Here is a 17,421-nt window from a genome sequence, read left to right on the forward strand (position 1 = left end):
AATTTTGCCAATCTTTCTATTGAACTTAGTGTAAAACGTCTGGAGACATACCGCCCGACAATGTTGTACCGCTGAAAGATGAGCGATTTAATGCAAAAAATGCTGCAGCAATTTCAACTCTATCTTTCAAGGTGAAAAATGTTTTTTGTAAGTATGGTAGATGTCATATTTTGGTATTTCCGCACTACCTCTGCAAGGTAAGAAGCATCTTCTAAAAGCACCTGCCAAAATCTTACTAATGGTTGAAAAGCGTCATAGCCATAAACTTTTGTTCCTCTGCTGGCTAATGTTAGCTCTATTGATCCTCCACCTATAAAGGGAGAGCAAAGCGTAGATAACCCTTTTGGAATATATTTATTAATAATTTGAGAAACGGCGCGACTCTTACCGCCAGGGTAACGAAGAGGAGACTTTACAAGCAAAATTTGTTTCCTTTTCTTTATTTGCTACACTGAAAATATGTCTGCATTAGAAGTTGCCAATCTATTCTCTGGAATTTTGTTTAGAATTTTCCGCTACTTGCTGAATCGATACATCTTGAATTTCTTCTTCTGGCTTGTTTGGTTCAGCTACAGTTTTAGCTTCTGCCTCTTTAGATTCTGCTGCTAATTTGCGTTGTTTGATAAATTTCTTTAACGTTTTTACTGCAATAAAGTTAATACTGAAAACACATGCAGAAGTTATTGCTAGTGCTGGCAGAGGAGCTAGGCTGAATGTTGGTAAAATTGCCACGATTGTAGCAGATGTTAGTAAAAATGCTAACTTCTTGCTCCCGATTATCTTATTTTTCTTAACCTTTATTGGGTTTAATTTTTTTATTTTCCCTTTTAGCTTTTTGAAGCCTTTTTTGAACACGTTGCCTCTTTTTAGCTCTTTTTCTACGGGTTTTGCTTTCTTTGTTTTTAAGCTTTTTATTTTTTCTTTTATTCCTTTTTTATCTTTTTTGACATTTTCTGCTTTAGAGGTTTTCTCCATCATCTTTAGAGGTTGCTCTATGGAAGGTTTTGGCTTAGCTTCTTAACCCTTAGTCACAGTTTTATGTTTTTTGGGCGAAACTATGTTTTTTAAACCTTTCTTTGCTTTGTGGTATAATTTTTTTAGTTTGTTTGGCATTTTTATGTAAATTAAGATACGATATCGCAAAATTTATCGATTACTTTTTGATTACCTTCTATCATTGCATTTGCCTCCTGCTGCAGACATTTAATATTTTTAGGTGTTACATTATCCATCTCAGCCGACGCTATTGTCAGTTGTGATTGTATTCTTACGTATCTGTCGTCCATTACGTTACCTAGCTGGTAATTCACTACATCAAGGCTCGACGCAAACATCACATTTAACAGAGGCTTTATCCATGCTATTTTCCCTAATTTCCTTTACTTTATTGGGTTAGATAGTCTACCAGTGCCAATTGACACCAGAACGATTTCTTCATTCGGGAAAAGTTTTTTGCTATTTGCATATGCACAAGCCGCTGGGTTATTGGCAAAAACTCCTCCATCTACTAACACTCTTTCTGTTTGGCTAACTTCTAAATACTTAGGTGCAAAGTATGTTGGGGCTGCTGTTGTAGCTCTGAGTGCGTCTTTTAATTTGAGAAAATTTCTGTCTTCTTTCCAGCTTTTGAAGAAAAATGGAAAATTATTGTGAATATCGTAACTTGTAATCAACACCTTACCTAAAGTGTTTTTGAGAATATCCTCACCAAAATACTTATCCAGTACTGATTCGATGTTTTCGTATGGGTATTGTGCGCAGTTAAACCAAGATAGTATTGATTGTCTAAAAAACGAAGACTTGAAAATATATGACCCATATTCCCGATAGAGCTCAACCAAATCATTGGCTGAATATTGGGGATTTCCCCGTTCATCTTTCTTACACAATCCAGCTACAACAATCCCACCGGTTGAGGTTCTTGCCATAAGATCAAAGATTTCAGCTATCGGTTTTCTTGTCCTTTGCTCTATTTCTGCGAGAATAATGGCAGGAATTATTTCTCTTATGCCTCCGCCGTCAACTGAAAGGATGTATTTTGCCATGGTTAGATATTTATTAGTTTTATTGCTTTTATCAGGGTGTGTTCATTGTCCAAAAACTACAGTCTGTTTTACACCTAGAGAAAATTGTACTGATCAAATAATTAATGCTATAGATAGTTCTCATAAATCTGTGCTAGTTCAAGCGTATGAGTTTACTTCTAAACCAATTGCTCAGTCCTTGATCCAGGCTAAAGAACGTGGTGTTGATATTAAAGTAATCCTCGATAAGTCACAGACTCGTTCCAAATATAGTGTCATCAATATATTATTTGAGCAAGGTATTCAGACTTGGATTGATTTTAAACCAGCTATTGCTCATAATAAAATAATTATTATTGATAATAGCAAAGTAATAACCGGATCTTTTAACTTTACATATGTGGCTGAATCAAGAAATATTGAAAATCTATTGATTATAACAGGAGATCTTCCGTTAGTTGAACAATACGTTGAAAATTGGAAAAATCGTCAATCGCAATCTAAGCCTTATGCACCAGAATAACTACTTTGAGCTGGCTTTGAATTCGTCAAGTTCCTCAGAAAGATTTTTTACCCGTTCTTCCAGACGATATACCGTAACAGTTAATCCGTTGTTCTGTTTTATGAATTTATCATGCATGTGAACCCGTAAATCTAGCTTGGCGAGCCATCAAATTGTTGCTACGGTCTGTACTACCATGGTGATAATTACTGCTAATGGGATTTTTTGGTTCTGCATAATGTTAATTTGTTATAAATAGTTATTGAAAGTTTGTATTACGCATTGTACGTACGGTTTATTGTTCTGGCTTATACTGTTTTTCCGCCTCAGCAAGTAGGTCTACGATTTCTCTATAAGACTTCTTATTTCCACTATAAGATGCCCTCTTCATTGCTATAGTTTTTGCAGTTCTTTTTTTCCAGCCTTCAACATGAGGGTTAGCTCCTCTCTTTAGCAAAAGTTTCACAACCTCCAATTGGCCACCGTCAGCGGCACCAAGTAGTGCTAAACTAGTATTTATATCTACTCCTGCATCTAACAGAAATGTGACAATTTCTAAGCACCCTTTCTCTGCGGCATAATATAATACTTCCTTACTAACACTTGAATCATCTCTACTTTTTTTTACTAATGATTTCATAGTTTCTAAGTCACAGTTCTTAACTGCTACTTCCAACATTTTCTGATACTCCTCAGCAGCCTTAGATTTTTGATAGTAATACGTAATAACAATACACACTATTGCTACTATAAACCACAATGTAGCTTGTTTCTTGGACTTTTTGCTCATATTTAGCATTTTTTTCACATTAAATCAGCAATTTACTTATTTTCTTTTAACATGGATTTCACTTACTCAAAGATGCTGATAATGCAGTACGATATCCCGAACTATTTAAAGTATGTTCTGCTCTATCAATTACCCATTCACCATCTATATCTTGATTGAACCCTACAAGATTAAGTTTTGCCTCTGCAAATAACTTTGGATTACCTGGTATTGTCATTTCTAAAGTCTCATTATTACGCTGTAGTTGTTTAAATTTGGCATTTGCTGCACTAATTGCTGATTCTGCATTTGGGTAAATTGTTTGTATAGGGTAACCTTGGTTCACCGCTGCCTACTGTTTCTGATATTGGTTCTCCCTTCTCATAGCTATGCCATTTTGCTATCACTGAATTATATTTATCACGTACAGTAAAATGCACTTTCCAATTGATTGTATCTTGAGGTCTAATGGTCGTTGTTCCTAAAGCTTTTCCTGTTGCTGATTTTGCTGCACCTTTTGGAATAAACAATATATATCCTCCTGCCAGTTTTGCCATAGCTTCGCGCTCTATAGCTATTCTAGTTAACAAATTTATATCACTTTCTTCAGTCTGATCAATGTGTGGTATCAATATATCTTTAAATTCTTCAGCAACTTTGTACCCATACCCATGTTTATTTGCTATTTCTTTGACTAAATCACCTAGTGTAATCTGATGCCATTCCCTAGATACTTTTTCCTTTAGTGAGATCATCAAATTTGTTGCATGACCTTTGATCATCAAGGTTTTTGGTGGACTTTGCACCGTAACTTCATTAACTGTATATACACCTATGGGTAGTACTCCTGTTTCTCTATATCCCAAAGCAATCTTTAACTCTTTTAGAACTTTTATGTTATCATCCCTGTAATCGACACATATTTCAACTACATCTTCTATAGTCCCTGATTCATCAGTAATATGCATTGACACTAAGCGGTCTTTTGTTAATTCATACCCTTTAATGACAAAGTCTGGTTGCATTTTATTCCCAAACCTTTAAAGTTGACTTTTGTAGAGGTTTTTCTATTACAGGCAATTTAATTTTTAGTCCTGCCGGTAAAAAACTTCCATGTTCTGCAAGTCCAGGGTTTTCTTCTAATACTATTTCTACTGCTCCTGAAGTAAATCCATAGTGCTTCCAACAAATATAGTCCAACATGTCATTCTCTTTTGTCGAGTAATATATAGTCATGAATAACGCCTTAGACTTAAATTAAATTCAACTTTTTTCGGCGATCCACAAGGAAAAAACGACGTTTTCTTTTCTTCAAAGCGAGTGATTACAAATTGTCCTAAAACATTTCCCATGCTATCAACTAAAGTGTGAGGCATCTGATTTTCTTCTGCTTCTTTTATATTCTTTAACTGATCTAACCCGTTATGAAGATAAATTACTCCTTCTAAATCTACATTTTCTGCCCCTTGGCCAATATTCTGTAGTAATTGCTTACCAATACACTCAACCACACTCCAACGCTTTTCCTTGCTATATTTTAAGCTTGTTGGAAAAATTTTATATGGACCAAGGGATAGCATCAGTAAATGGGATCTATCGTATCAAACATAACATCTCGTGACTTTTCTCTTATCCTTTTTATTACTTCATCTGCAAGGCTACGAACATCTTGATTTGGCTCTGCTTTAATACTTATATTAAATGTGAAAGTTTGATTGAAAATTTTTGATTCTTTTTGTTTACACTTGTATTTTTCACAGTCTTTTAAAACTTTCTCTAAGTCATCTGCTACAGAACTTTTTTCCTCAATAACGCTACCGATTTTAGTATTTCCAATAATACTCTTTCCGCTTTCAGAAATTTCTTTATTATTCAATAAAGGGTTTCCATTACTCAAAACATTACTTTCAGTAACTACCTTGCCAATTTTTGTTTCTAATGGTGTCTCAAATGCTTTTAGCGGGCTATCATTAAACAATTTTCCTATACCAATCCAATTGAAAAATTCTCCTATAGGTTTTACAATTGATTTCCAGATGCTAGAAAAAAAGTCCTTCACCTTTTGCCAATTAGCGATTACAAGCGCTGCACCAACTGATAGTCCAGCAACAGCAGCTCCTATAGGATTAGTAACCATGGCTAGCGTTAAAGCTTTCAGTCCCATAATTACTGCTGGAATTACTCGTGCTGATAATGAAGTTAATACTGGCAAAAGTGTTCCATGCAAAATAGCCTTAAAAGTTAGTATTCCACCTCCAACTAATGCAAATGCATAACCAAAACCTACTACTGCAATCTTACCAATAATAAGAGCTGAAATTATGCTCATTATTCCTGTAGTAATAACTGGAAATTTTTCTGCAAACCAAGCTATGGGGTTAGTTATCTCTCTTAGAATATTACTTATCCACTTTAAAGGAGGTAGCATTACTGAGCCCAGATTCATTCCTACTTCTGCTATTGCATTCCTCAGTAGTTGTAAATTATTTGCTGTAGTTGCTGCACGATTGTTAAACTCTTCTTGCATGGACTTTTCAAATTTTTTCTCGTCAGCTAAATGATTTATGGCATCTTTATAATTCTTTAAGCTTCCGACTAATAATGCAATATCATCTTGATATTCTTGACCAAATAGCTTGAGGAGGATTTGAGAACGTTCCTGCTTATCTACTTTCTCCAGAGTTTCAAAAAAATAAAGTAGTGCGTCTTGGCCATTTTCGCTAATCCTTTGTGTCATCTCTTCAGCAGTTATTCCCATGTCTTCCAATGCTGCTTTGAACTCTTTGCTCTGTCCCTCAGCGGTCTGAAGTTTGCTAAGTAGAGCATTTATTGCAGTAGCAGCTTTTGCCGGTTGTTTGCCTAAACTAATAAAGGCATTTACTAAACTACTTGTTTCCTTAATATCAAGGCCAAACTGTTTTGCACTACCACCAACTATAGCTAATGCTTTAACCATATCTCCTGCTTTAGCAGCACTATTATCTGAAAGGTGGTTTATAATATTACCTACTCTTTCCATACCTGCTACTTTAATCCCATAAACATTGGCAAGCTTAGCTATAGAATCACCTGCTTCTTCTGCAAACATATCAAATGCTGTGGACATTTTAGCTACTGTTGTTGTGAATCCTATTAGATCTTCTTTTGGAACACCAAGTTGTCCACCACTTGCAGCTATTTGTGCTAACTCTGCAGCAGATAATGGTATTGTACGGGATAATTCCTTTAATGTCTGACCAAATTCTGCGGCTCCTTGGTTATGAGCTGCATCATTCTCAGCAAATCTCACTACCTTCTTCACATCAGCCATAGCACTTTCAAAGTCAATCGCAACTTTAATTGGCGCTGCAAGTGAAAGCCCTAGTCCTATAGTCTCCATTACTTGTGATCTATAATGCGCTTTTTTTGCTAAGGCATTTTGCTGTTTTTGTATTACAGATCCTAGTTTACTGTATTTCCCTTTTAGTACTTCAATAGATGAACCAAGTTTAGTTTGATCCCTTACTAAGGATTTAATATCTTTTCCACTTTTCCTTACTTCTTCATTTAATGTGTGAAGTGCATCTCTCTTTTTAATATAAGCCTCTTTTGCCTTTGATGCCGATGCTTTCAATTTTTCAAATTCATTTTTCAGTGCTTTGCTTGGTTCTTTTTTTTCCTTCTTCTCTTTAGCAATTGCTGTAGCTGATTCTTTCGCTTTCTTCTCCGCTTCCTTCCAATTCTTCATGGCTTCAAGGGCATCATGATTTAATTGCTTAAATTTAGAGATTGATTTCGTTGACGAATCAAGCTGCCTTATACTATCACCCAGCTTAGAAAGCTTAGCTGTACTACCTACCATTGCGCTATTAAAGCTACCATCTAATGCAGCACCTATCTTTATTGAAAGCATTATTTGTTACTCCTTTACTTACTTCTAACCATTTTAGAAATTCTTTTATACCCATATTAATAATCTGCTCAATTCCACTTCCTGTTATTGAACTAAGTTTTAAAACATTAGACCTGCTGAGAATCAAGCAATAAAAAGAAGGAAAGGAGGGTGACTAAAATCAAGGTTAACTAAAAGGCGTGCTTAAGATTCACAATACCAGCAATAATATTGAACCTCAGGTTGTATTTTTTCTGAAAATTGCGGTAAACATGAGACATAATCTTAAATATCTTTATCTCACGGATCTTATTTTCTACTCTCATTCTAAATGATGCTAATCTTCTATTATGCTCTTTCTGCTCTGGAGTTAATGGCTTTTTACGATACTTTTTATATGGAATTATAACATTGCTTTGCAATTTTTGCCAACCTTGATATCCAGAATCGGCATATTTTATGCTATCGATTGGTAAATATTTTTCTTGTTTCCTTATGCGAAAATCATTAATTCTACCACGATATGAATTTGACACTGATAAAATTCTTCCACCTTCTTCGATAACAATCTCAGTTTTCATAGTGTTGGTTCTTTTTTTTCCTGAATATGATTTCTTCCGTTTTTTACTATCTTCTGGTCTCTGTATTTGCTGTTCTGTAACATCAGCCAGAATCTTCAGTATTTTTTCTGGTGTCATACTTCTATCTTTTGTTATAGTAACTTTTTTGGCAAGTAATGGCTCTATTTTCTTCAGTAACCTACATACATTTGCGTTGTGCACATTGAACAGGCACCCTAAAAATCTATGTGTTATGTAAGTGCGATAGTACAAAATTACGCAAAATAACTTATCTTTTAGAGTTGGTAGTTGTGATCTTCTACCATGGCACTTTTTCTGTTTTTCAAGTCTTTCCCACCCAGACCTCACTTTTTCCACTACCTTTTCGAACTCCTCTATAGTTAAACCTGTTATATTACGAAAGTTTCTTGGGTGTTTCTTCATGTTATAGTAACTAAAGCTCATTTTTTTACCTTACTCAATCTGCTTATTCTTCTTCTACTTCTCTCACATTATTTTTTCAATCACCTTTTGCAGCAGGTCTTATGTTACTTATACTGAAATTTACATAACAGTGTAAAGGTATTACTGGAGGGTTTATGAGAAGAGTTGACCAGGAATTATTCAATGCTGTAGAGCAAGGCAGTCTTTTAAAGATTGAAAGATGTCTTCGTATGGGAGCCAATATATTGGCAAAAAACAGTCACCATACTGTATTACATTCAGCGGTTCATAGTGATAATGGGGAAGTAGTAAAATTAGTTCTCGATAAAATCAAAAAAATACAGGGAAATATAAGCCCGTATATTGATGCTAAGGATACTGAAGGCGATACACCATTGATGTGGACTGCTGAAAGTAGTTACGTAAGTGCAGCACGGATATTATTGGATTATGGTGCAAATGTTGAAGAGAAAAACAATAATGGTATGACAGCATTGCATTGGGCTGCTAAAAAAAATCATATAGAAATTCTGAAGCTTCTAATAAATAAAGGAGCTAACGTTAACGCACAAGACAACCATGGTCAAACACCTTCGGACTATGCGAGAGAAGAGGGACATGGAGAAATAGTTGGATATCTGGCATTTAGTGTGGCTGAGATGTTTAAAGAAGAAGGCAAATATAATAAGGCTTGGGGCAAACCTATCAAGAAGCATTTGATATTCAAGAAGTTGTTTAGGCCCTAATCATCACGATACTTTAAGTACTCATCATAATATGGCAAGAGTACTTGATGATCAAGGTAACTACAGTGAGGCTTTAAAAATCTATCAGGAAGTATTTGATATTCAAAAAAGAATAGATGTTTTAGGCCCTAATCATCCAGATACTTTAAGTACTCGTTATAATATGGCAGGAGTGCTTGAAAACCAAGGTAAATACAGTGAGGCTTTGAACATCTATCAGGAAATACTTAATATTCAAAAGAGAATAGATGTTTTGGGTCCTGATCATCCAGATACTTTAAGTACTCGTTATAATATGGCAGGAGTGCTTGCCGACCAGGGTAAATACCGTAAGGCTTTGAACACCTATCAGAAAGTATTTGATATTCAAAAAAGAATAGATGTTTTAGGTCCTGACCATCCAGATACTTTAATGACTCGCTATAACATGGCAGTAGTGCTTAGTGATCAAGGTAAATACAGTAAAGCTTTAAGAATTCTTCAAGAAGTGTTTAATACTCAAGAGGCTAAATTAGGTTCTGATCATCCTGTTACTTTATTGACTAGCAGTAGCATCGAAATAATACAAAGAAAGAAAATGAGTATAGAAAGCCATACTTCTTTGCGTAATGCTGCTAAAGATGGTGATTTAGAAGCAGTAGAGTACCTTATAAGTAAAGGTGCCGATGTCAATGATACTAATGAAGATGGTTGGACACCGCTGCACTGTGCTGCATCAGAAGGTGAATTAGAAGTTGTAGAGTTTTTATTTAGTAGAGGAGCTAACACTCATGCAGAAGATAATACTACTGCTGGCAAAAAGCCTATACATGTAGCTGCAATTGAAGGTCATATAGATGTCATAGAGTTTTCCTAAATAAAGGTATAAGTGTTGACGAGACTGATAAAGAAGGTCGTACACCATTATATTACGCTGCATGGAAAGGTCATTCAGAGGCTGTGAAGTTTTTAGCGGATAAAAGAGCAAATATCCATGCAGAAAATACCTATGGCACAAAACCTATACATGTTGCTACTATGGAAGGTCATCAAAGGGTTATAGAGTTTCTCCTAAGTAATGGAATGGTTGGACACCTTTACATTGTGCTGCTGGATCTGGTAACTTAGAGATTGTAAAGTTTCTTATAGAGAGGTGCGCTAATATTAATGCTAGAAATAATGATGGTAAAATACCTTTAGATATTGCCAGAGCTAATGGACAAATGGAGATTATAGATATATTAGATGGTCGGAATACAGAAAGGAAAAGTCCTACATATACTTCTCTACATGATGCTGCTAAAGATGGCGATTTGGAAGCAGTAAAACACTTTATACATGAAGGTGCCAATGTTAATGAAGCTAATAGAGATGGTTGGACACCGCTACATTATGCTGCATGGAAGGGTTATTTTGAAGTTGTGAAGCTTCTGATAGATAAAAGGGCTAATATTGATGCTGAAAATATCTACCGTGAAAGACCTATACATCTTGCTGCTGCGGGTAATGATCAAAAAATTGTAGAGTTGCTCCTAAAGGGGGTAAGTGTTGATGATACAAATAAAAATGGTGAGACACCTCTACACTATGCAACGCGAAATGGTCAATTAGAGGTTGCAGAGTTTCTGATAAAGAAAGGGGCTCGTGTTCATGCTAAGAGCAATAGTGGTAAAACACCTTTAGATATTGCTAGAGAAAAGGGATATACAAGGATTGTATATATTCTCTCTTATACTTCTTTACATAGTGCTGCTGAGAAGGGTGATTTAGAAGCAGTAAAGTACTTTATAAGTAGAGGTGATGATGTTAATGACCGTAGCCGTGGTTTTATACCTTTACGCATTGCTACCATACGTGGTCATTTAGAGGTTGTAAAATTGCTCGTTGATAAGGGAGCTAATATGCATGATAAAAATATTTCTGGTAACGAGCCTATACATAACGCTGCTGCATTTGGAAAGAAAGATATTGTAGAGTTCTTTATAGATAAAGGAGTCAGTATTGATTATGCTGGTAGAGATGGTTGGACACCATTACACTACGCTGCTTATTGGGGCAATTTAGAGGTTGTAAAGGTGCTCGTTGACAGAGGAGCTGATATTCATGTTGAAGCTAAGGATGGTACGAAGCCAGTCAACCTTGCCAGAAGTCAATTTCATTCAAGTATCATAGAGTTACTCTGTAAAAAAATAGAAGAGGTAGAAAAAGAACAATCGCAAAAACAAGAAAGCAGATATTCAATACAGTTTTTTCAAGAGCAAGAGGAAACATATTTGCATTTATCAGAATTTGTATCAAATAATTTTCAAAACGCATCAATTGAATCAATAAAACAAGGTCTATATTTGCCTTCTTTTAAAGTGAGAAATGTTAAAATTGATGGTAAGTGTATTGTTATTACTCGTGGCTTATCTCAAGCTTTATTATTACAGAGTAAAAAATCATTTTTAAGTAATTTAGAAACTTCATCTGAAATTTATGAGCGTATAGCACAGGGTAAGCAGATATCTAAAAGGGAAGAAAGGGAAGTTTTTGCATTTAGTAAATTACTTAACAACTTTGAAAGGCAGTTAGATTATGCTACGAATAGTCTACCTTCAAACTTAATTCAGACTCAGGGCTACAAAACACTTGATGATTTATCAAGTTATATAGCTGGAATTAAAGGTGATTTTGCTATTCATTTAGTAACAAGTAATCACGTTGTTGCGATTTACAGAACAGGTGATAATTATGCCTACTTTGATAGTAATACAGCATTTGTTTCTGGTTTAAAAAGCATTGATCAGCTCATGCAAGTTATAGAAGAAGCGATGAAGTTTGCTAGCTATAAAGTAGAAGAAAAAGGCTTCCTTGTTGAACACTTTGATGTTAATAAAGCTAATAACCTACTGTTTGATGAAAATAAGCAAATTTTAGCAAAAGAAATCAAAACAGAACGTCAACTTCTGGCGAAGCAGGATGAGAAATTTGGTCCTATTAAGTCAATGGTCAACAGACTACAACTATATGACTTTGGAACTAAAATTAATGTGGAAGGTAGTGTACCGTTACTCATCAATGCTGATATGAATTTAAGCAGTGAAAAATTCCAAGATCACCTAGATAAAAAAGAAGTGAGCATGACAGCTAGGGAATATCTTGATAGTTTGAAAAATAGTAAGAATGCAGAAGAGATAGTACAAGCAACTAAATTTATTCCTTTCATAGGTTCAAAACGTGAAGTTGAAAAAGCAGAGCAAACACGCAAGCCTTTATTAGAACAGCTGGTTAAAGGAACAATTAATTCTATACTTTCTGCTGTTTCCCTTGTTAACATTAGCCGGTCAGAGAGTCAGTTGCCAGGAAAAACAGATGATAAACCTAAAACCTGTTTAAATAATCCAACAGTGGATAACAAATTACAAAAATCGCTGTAATTTCAGGATATTTCTTCTTTGAGTTGTGCAATTTCAGCTTGAGGAAGACCAGTAGATTCAGCTATCAAGTCGATAGATACGCCAGCTTTAAGTAGGTTTTTAGCCACTGCTATTTTAGCCTGTTTTTCCCCCTCTTCTCTGCCTTCCGCTCTGCCTTTTTCATGTCCGATTAGGATGCCTTCATTAAGTTTTTCTTCAAGGGTAGATAAATAATCATCGGTACGTTTCTTAGCTTGATCATATGCAAGACGTTCTTCTTTACTCCAATTATATTGGTTTAACTCATCATAAGCCCTACCAATAATTACATCACTACCTATTATTTTTTTTAGATCCTCTTCGCTCGTTTCATCTGCGTGCTTAAAAAAATAGATCCATTTTTCAACAATATTTTCTAATTGATCTTCTTTTGTTTTGTTAAACTTTGGTAGCTCTATGAAAGTGAAACTAAAGTCTTTGAGATCATGTTCAAAGGTCATCTTATCAAAAGTCACGTGATCAGACTTATAAGCCAGCTTATTAGGAAATAGGATAAAATCAGCAATAGCAATAAAGATAACCCCTTTAAGGTCATGATACTGGTCACCTACATCAGCTTGACTTGAATAAGCTTTGGCAGCGTAGTATTGGGCACGTTTTTCAAAACCTCTTGTTTTAGCGACTTGCATCTCAATTATGGTTTTGACCCCTGTAGAATCAACACAGAGAACATCAACAATACTTTGCTTTTGAGAGGCAATAACAGGGTCTTGAATGGGACTGAGAAAGGAGACATCTTTAATCTGGTTGTCATCAGTAAGATCTAATATATCATTAAGAAAGTGAATAAGAATGTCTTTGTTCTTTTCAGTACCAAATATTCTCTTAAATGCATAATCATTTCGCACATTGAGAAATTTAGAGAGAGCCATGAGAAAGTAAGTTAAAAAGCATTAATAATTATACACAATTCTGAAGAAATATTCAACGTTTTTATATTGGGTTTACTAAATCTTGTTTTTTTAAGCTTCGAGAAAAAAATGACCTTCAGAGGTGGGCTTAGAATGGCATTCTCTGCTTTAGACGTCCTTTTGTAGATCTTTTACCAACCCTTCTGTAAAGCGCCTTAAAAGACCAATAAATGGATATCATGAATTTGGAGCTGTAGGAGACATCAAAGATACGCTTTTTGGTGTGTAAAAATACGAATCTACAGCGACATCACCACCTTGGTAAACCATCTGAAGCTTATGACCAAGAATTTAGCTTTAATAGCGTGGGTATCAAGTTATATTACCATTACAGGCAACAGCTTTCGACAAAACGGATTGTTGTAGAGTTTTGGGCATCTGCTGTAAGCCTCTTTTTTATGTACATTTTTCTCGCAGTTGAACTGCAATCCCTGTACTACCGAAAAGAAAATTGCTACTTGTTGATTTGAGGCTTTCAGTGATAGAGAAGGTATAGGAAACAATAGCGTTTATTCTTCTCCCAGGATTAGTTTATTCCATTCCTCCTCAGTTAAAATTTTAACACCCAGTTCCACAGCTTTTTTGCACTTTGACCCAGGTTTTTCGCCGACAACCAAGAAGTCCGTTTTATTTGATACACTTGATACTCACAATTCCGCCTAAAGATTCCATTAGTGCTTGCGCTTCATTTCTTTCCATTTTTGAAAGTTTTCCAGTAAAAACTACTGTTTTGCCATTAAAAATGGAATTGCTAGTATTAGCAACCACAGGCAGAATATTTAACTGAGCAGCAAGGTCATTTACCATTTCAATATTATCCTCTTCAGAGAAAAATTCCTCCAAGGAATATGTAGTATTTTCGCCCACACCGTTTATGCTCATTAATTTATCAGGAGCTTTGCTGTCATAGGATAATTGAACCATAGCCTCATACCAACTCTCATAGGATGTATAGTGTTTGGCTATTATTTTTGCTACACTCGGTCCGACAAACCTGATTGCCAAAGAAGATATGAATTTTTCAAGAGTTATAGTTTTTCTGCTATTGAGAGAATTCAATAGATTAGATACGGATTTCTCAGCCCATCCATTTAGCTCACTTAAGTTGAAGTTTTTGAGTTTTTCTTCGAGAGCAAAAATGTCAGATATTTTCCTTATCAAACCAAGGTCATAAAAGAACTCCACTTGTCTATCACCAAAACCTTTAATGTCAAGAACTTCCACAAAATGTTTTAACTTTCCTATTTGTTGTGCTGGGCAAACGTTTTCTCCGGTACATCTAATCGTAGCTTCCCAGTCATCAACTCTACTGCCACATTCCGGGCAAATATCAGGAAAAACAAACTTTGGTGCTCTTCGAGAACGAGCGTTTTTGTCTACTGCCACAATCTTAGGAATAATATCGCCAGCTCGAGCTACTACCACTACGTCTCCTTCCCTTATATCTTTACGCTTAATTTCATCTTTATTATACAGATTTGCCCTGCTAATGAGTACCCCACCTATATTTATTGGAACTACTTTTGCAATCGGATTAAATTTACCCGTTTTGCCTACTTGTATTAATATTTTAACTATCTTAGTTTTTCCTTGAGCTGCTGGAAACTTGTGTGCTATTGCCCATTTTGGAGCCTTGTTGGTATTCCCAAGACGACTTTGTAATGTTAAATTATTTACCTTCAAGACAACTCCGTCAATATCATACCCTAAACTATAACGGTCATTATAGATTCTGTTATAAAACCCCAGCATTTCGTCCACATTCTTTGCTAAGCATTGATGCTCATTTACACAGAATCCAAGCTTTTTCAGCGTATTTAATACTTCAGACTGGGTATTTTCTGTTCCACCAATTAAAGAATATGCGAAATACCTAAGTGGCCTACTAGCGGTAACCTTTGGATCCAATTGCCTTAATGAACCTGACGCTGTGTTGCGTGGATTTGAAAATCCATTGTTCTCATTTAATTTTAAAAAGTCGTCATTTCTTATATAGACTTCTCCTCTGACCTCTAATCTGCCCTTTACATCAGGTAAAACTTTAGGCAATCCTGCTATAGTTGCAACATTTTTTGTTACATCTTCACCGTAATGGCCATCACCTCGAGTTAAACCCTTAATGAACATACCATCCTCATAAATTGCAGAAAACGACAATCCATCAATTTTTGGCTCACATATGATTTCCAACTCATGCACATTCAGAAGTTTTTTAACCCTAGCAAGAAACTCTTCAACTTCATCTCGTCCATGAGCCTTGTCCAACGAGAGCATTGGTACAATATGTTCCACCTCTAAAAATCTTCTATCAGGCGCAGTACCAACGGTTTGAATATCTACTTTTTTTACCAGTTCATCGTACTCTGCATCGGTTATTTCTGATATATTTTCCCGATAGTACAACTCATTGTGACGCTTTATTTCTTCTTGTAGTTTTAATGTATTTTCAGTCATAATTTTTACCTCAACCACTGTTTCAGTATATAGCGACAATTGTAAATCAATTATTAACTTGCGCACTCACTTTCGTGGTATTTTACAAACAGAATTCCCGCTTTGCTAGTGTTTTTTATTAAAGATATAATATTTAAATAAAAACAGAAAAGTATTTAACTTTGCCGCTTGGCTAGCTAAAAAACGTTTTATCTTTAATAAAATTTTATAAAAGGGTATATATATTTGTACTGCAATTGAATAAAAACATGAGTACCGAAAAGAAGATAGATCCTGATTCTTTATGCTACCATATAATTCAAAAGGTCAAAGATGTTAGGCTAGAGCTAAATTGCTCTCAAGCGGATTTCGCAGAAAAAACTGGTGTAGCAAAGTCACTAATAGGAAAGTATGAGCGAGGGATACACAACATTCTACCTGAAACGCTCGAAAGGATAGCACAAAAATCACCGCGTGATGTTGAATATTTCTTCCCGAAGCCAATAAATTGTATTAACAGTGAAGACAAGAAGGCTTTTGATTTAGTGCAAAACCTAAAAAGAATTAAGGACCAAAAAGTTCGTGATGCGGTGTGCGCATTAACCAGATGTGTGTCAGAGGGGATTCAAATTAGAAAGGTTACAACAGAGATAAGACCTATAAGTTACCAAATGGCGCATAAGGCAAAAGATTGGCGGTTTGCAAGAGGTTATCCACAGACAGAGTTAGCAGATAGGACCGGATTAACAAATTCACAAATACAAAGATATGAGGAAGGGGACATATCGTTCAAAACAGTACCTAAAATAGCAGGAGGATTATCATTACATTATGGAGTTCTACTGCCTACATCAAAAGATGAAACCTATTGTGAAGATGAGGATGGTCAAGGAGAAAACAAGATATTGAGTATAATGCAAGAATATCAAAAAATTGGTGATCAAAGATTAAAGGATTCATTGTGCACATTTGTGTCTGAGATAGTAAAAATCAGCGAGGAAAACCTAAAATAAAAAGATATACCTTTATAGATATTTATATATAATATTTTTTTTATGCATAGTTTTTATATTTAGGAGCTAAGAGTGGAAAAACTACGAAAAATAATAAGAGCTATAAAAGGTGTATCTATAGAGCGATACGTTATTTTGTGAACCTCAGTTATAAAAAGAAGTTTCAAGCAAGGAGTGTGATTTAGATAAAATAAAGTCATTGATAGAAAGTGGTTAACGAATACCTTTGCACAAATGTTGGCTGTTGTGCAAAGCTGTTTATAAAGAATAAAAAGGGTATACTAACTTCAGCAGCGAAAGAGAAACAAGTTGTATGATCTACCAAACGGAGCTATCTTCCCCTTCCCTTATACTTACCATGGGTTGAAGCTTGAGCTTTCACAAATAGCTGCCAGTATCCCTTCTCATCGCCTTCTTCCGCTATCAATTGAGCCAAACGCTGCATCAATTCATTATTGAGTATAGCCATTTTTGTCCATTTGCCCACTGGTTTTGCAATAGCAACTATTTCCGGATTCTCTTTATAAACCCGGATGTCGTGATTCTCAAAGTTATATTCTGTTTTCTTTTCACTCTCTCTCAATGGAGCCTTTCTGACGAGATTTTTGTATATTCTTCTGAAAAAGAGAAATATTTTAATAGCAATAATTAATATTATACCGTATATAACGATTTGCTCGTAGGACATCTTCTCTACTCTAAAATGATTCC

The 17,421-nt window shown here is 35.3% G+C and carries 18 protein-coding genes and 4 pseudogenes; 7 read left to right on the plus strand and 15 right to left on the minus strand.

The annotated features are described in order from the left end of the window. Positions 1-119: 119 nt before the first annotated feature. The 3 genes and pseudogenes from AAGD69_RS03030 to AAGD69_RS03040 form a co-directional block, all read right to left on the minus strand. On the minus strand, positions 120-422 hold the full coding sequence (locus AAGD69_RS03030) for a DNA adenine methylase (RefSeq protein ID WP_341812558.1): 303 nt from the start codon (positions 420-422) through the stop codon (positions 120-122). A 61-nt stretch (positions 423-483) separates the two neighbouring features. After that, a complete protein-coding gene (locus AAGD69_RS03035; RefSeq protein ID WP_341812559.1) occupies positions 484-978 on the minus strand; it encodes a hypothetical protein in 495 nt (164 codons plus the stop codon). Between the two features lie 146 nt (positions 979-1,124). After that, positions 1,125-2,045, minus strand: a pseudogene (locus AAGD69_RS03040) (patatin-like phospholipase family protein). Between AAGD69_RS03040 and AAGD69_RS03045 the strand changes: the two are divergent. After that, positions 2,044-2,547, plus strand: a complete 504-nt coding sequence (locus AAGD69_RS03045; RefSeq protein ID WP_341812560.1) for a phospholipase D family protein — start codon at positions 2,044-2,046, stop codon at positions 2,545-2,547. The pseudogene AAGD69_RS03040 and the gene AAGD69_RS03045 sit on opposite strands and share 2 nt — an antisense overlap. On the opposite strand, the pseudogene AAGD69_RS03050 reads toward AAGD69_RS03045, so the two are convergent. From AAGD69_RS03050 to AAGD69_RS03090, 9 genes and pseudogenes are all read right to left on the minus strand, one after another. Then, positions 2,548-2,763: pseudogene (locus AAGD69_RS03050) on the minus strand (hypothetical protein). It lies immediately after the preceding gene. A gap of 58 nt (positions 2,764-2,821) precedes the next feature. Continuing rightward, positions 2,822-3,325 (minus strand): ankyrin repeat domain-containing protein, encoded by a 504-nt coding sequence (locus tag AAGD69_RS03055; protein ID WP_341812634.1) that lies wholly within the window; start codon positions 3,323-3,325, stop codon positions 2,822-2,824. Positions 3,326-3,374: 49 nt separating this feature from the next. Next, a complete protein-coding gene (locus AAGD69_RS03060) occupies positions 3,375-3,641 on the minus strand; it encodes a hypothetical protein (protein ID WP_341812561.1) in 267 nt (88 codons plus the stop codon). Continuing rightward, complete coding sequence (locus AAGD69_RS03065; RefSeq protein WP_341812562.1) at positions 3,586-4,320, minus strand: phage tail protein; 735 nt, start codon at positions 4,318-4,320, stop codon at positions 3,586-3,588. The genes AAGD69_RS03060 and AAGD69_RS03065 overlap by 56 nt, the downstream gene beginning before the upstream one ends. 1 nt (position 4,321) lies before the next feature. After that, complete coding sequence (locus AAGD69_RS03070; RefSeq protein ID WP_265035152.1) at positions 4,322-4,531, minus strand: tail protein X; 210 nt, start codon at positions 4,529-4,531, stop codon at positions 4,322-4,324. Beyond that, entirely contained in the window at positions 4,528-4,806 is a 279-nt protein-coding gene (locus AAGD69_RS03075; RefSeq protein WP_341812563.1) for a phage tail protein, read from the minus strand. Before AAGD69_RS03075 ends, AAGD69_RS03070 begins: the two co-directional genes overlap by 4 nt. A gap of 68 nt (positions 4,807-4,874) precedes the next feature. Further along, complete coding sequence (locus tag AAGD69_RS03080; protein ID WP_341812564.1) at positions 4,875-7,136, minus strand: phage tail tape measure protein; 2,262 nt, start codon at positions 7,134-7,136, stop codon at positions 4,875-4,877. Positions 7,137-7,149: 13 nt separating this feature from the next. Further along, positions 7,150-7,314, minus strand: coding sequence for a hypothetical protein (locus AAGD69_RS03085; RefSeq protein ID WP_341812565.1), 165 nt, complete (start codon positions 7,312-7,314; stop codon positions 7,150-7,152). A 43-nt stretch (positions 7,315-7,357) separates the two neighbouring features. Further along, a complete protein-coding gene (locus AAGD69_RS03090) occupies positions 7,358-8,170 on the minus strand; it encodes a transposase family protein (RefSeq protein WP_410529819.1) in 813 nt (270 codons plus the stop codon). Between the two features lie 155 nt (positions 8,171-8,325). On the opposite strand from AAGD69_RS03090, the gene AAGD69_RS03095 reads away from it, so the two are divergent. The 5 genes and pseudogenes from AAGD69_RS03095 (at position 8,326) to AAGD69_RS03105 (ending at position 12,314) form a co-directional block, all read left to right on the plus strand. Beyond that, positions 8,326-8,916, plus strand: a complete 591-nt coding sequence (locus AAGD69_RS03095; RefSeq protein WP_341812566.1) for an ankyrin repeat domain-containing protein — start codon at positions 8,326-8,328, stop codon at positions 8,914-8,916. A 31-nt stretch (positions 8,917-8,947) separates the two neighbouring features. Further along, positions 8,948-9,772, plus strand: a complete 825-nt coding sequence (locus tag AAGD69_RS03100) for a tetratricopeptide repeat protein (RefSeq protein WP_341812567.1) — start codon at positions 8,948-8,950, stop codon at positions 9,770-9,772. 8 nt (positions 9,773-9,780) lie between these two features. After that, positions 9,781-10,023 carry an ankyrin repeat domain-containing protein gene (locus tag AAGD69_RS06970; RefSeq protein WP_410529870.1) on the plus strand — a complete coding sequence of 81 codons (243 nt, stop codon included), beginning with the start codon at positions 9,781-9,783 and terminating at the stop codon, positions 10,021-10,023. After that, positions 10,008-10,079: pseudogene (locus AAGD69_RS06975) on the plus strand (ankyrin repeat domain-containing protein); the annotation flags it as partial. The gene AAGD69_RS06970 and the pseudogene AAGD69_RS06975, both read left to right, overlap by 16 nt. Positions 10,080-10,118: 39 nt before the next feature. Further along, on the plus strand, positions 10,119-12,314 hold the full coding sequence (locus AAGD69_RS03105) for an ankyrin repeat domain-containing protein (protein WP_341812568.1): 2,196 nt from the start codon (positions 10,119-10,121) through the stop codon (positions 12,312-12,314). A 2-nt stretch (positions 12,315-12,316) separates the two neighbouring features. Here AAGD69_RS03105 and AAGD69_RS03110 read toward each other — a convergent pair whose 3' ends face one another. Together AAGD69_RS03110 and ligA are read right to left on the minus strand one after the other, a co-directional pair. Further along, positions 12,317-13,225 (minus strand): Rpn family recombination-promoting nuclease/putative transposase, encoded by a 909-nt coding sequence (locus AAGD69_RS03110; RefSeq protein WP_341812569.1) that lies wholly within the window; start codon positions 13,223-13,225, stop codon positions 12,317-12,319. Between the two features lie 548 nt (positions 13,226-13,773). Then, a pseudogene (gene ligA, locus AAGD69_RS03115) lies at positions 13,774-15,718 on the minus strand (NAD-dependent DNA ligase LigA). Between the two features lie 248 nt (positions 15,719-15,966). Between ligA and AAGD69_RS03120 the strand changes: the two are divergent. Then, on the plus strand, positions 15,967-16,710 hold the full coding sequence (locus tag AAGD69_RS03120; RefSeq protein ID WP_341812163.1) for a helix-turn-helix transcriptional regulator: 744 nt from the start codon (positions 15,967-15,969) through the stop codon (positions 16,708-16,710). A 331-nt stretch (positions 16,711-17,041) separates the two neighbouring features. Here the strand turns inward: AAGD69_RS03120 and AAGD69_RS03125 are convergent, their stop codons facing one another. Continuing rightward, on the minus strand, positions 17,042-17,398 hold the full coding sequence (locus AAGD69_RS03125) for a hypothetical protein (RefSeq protein WP_341812164.1): 357 nt from the start codon (positions 17,396-17,398) through the stop codon (positions 17,042-17,044). Positions 17,399-17,421 lie beyond the last annotated feature (23 nt).

The organism is Wolbachia endosymbiont (group A) of Conops quadrifasciatus, assembly GCF_964027015.1.
Classification (GTDB): Bacteria; Pseudomonadota; Alphaproteobacteria; order Rickettsiales; family Anaplasmataceae; genus Wolbachia.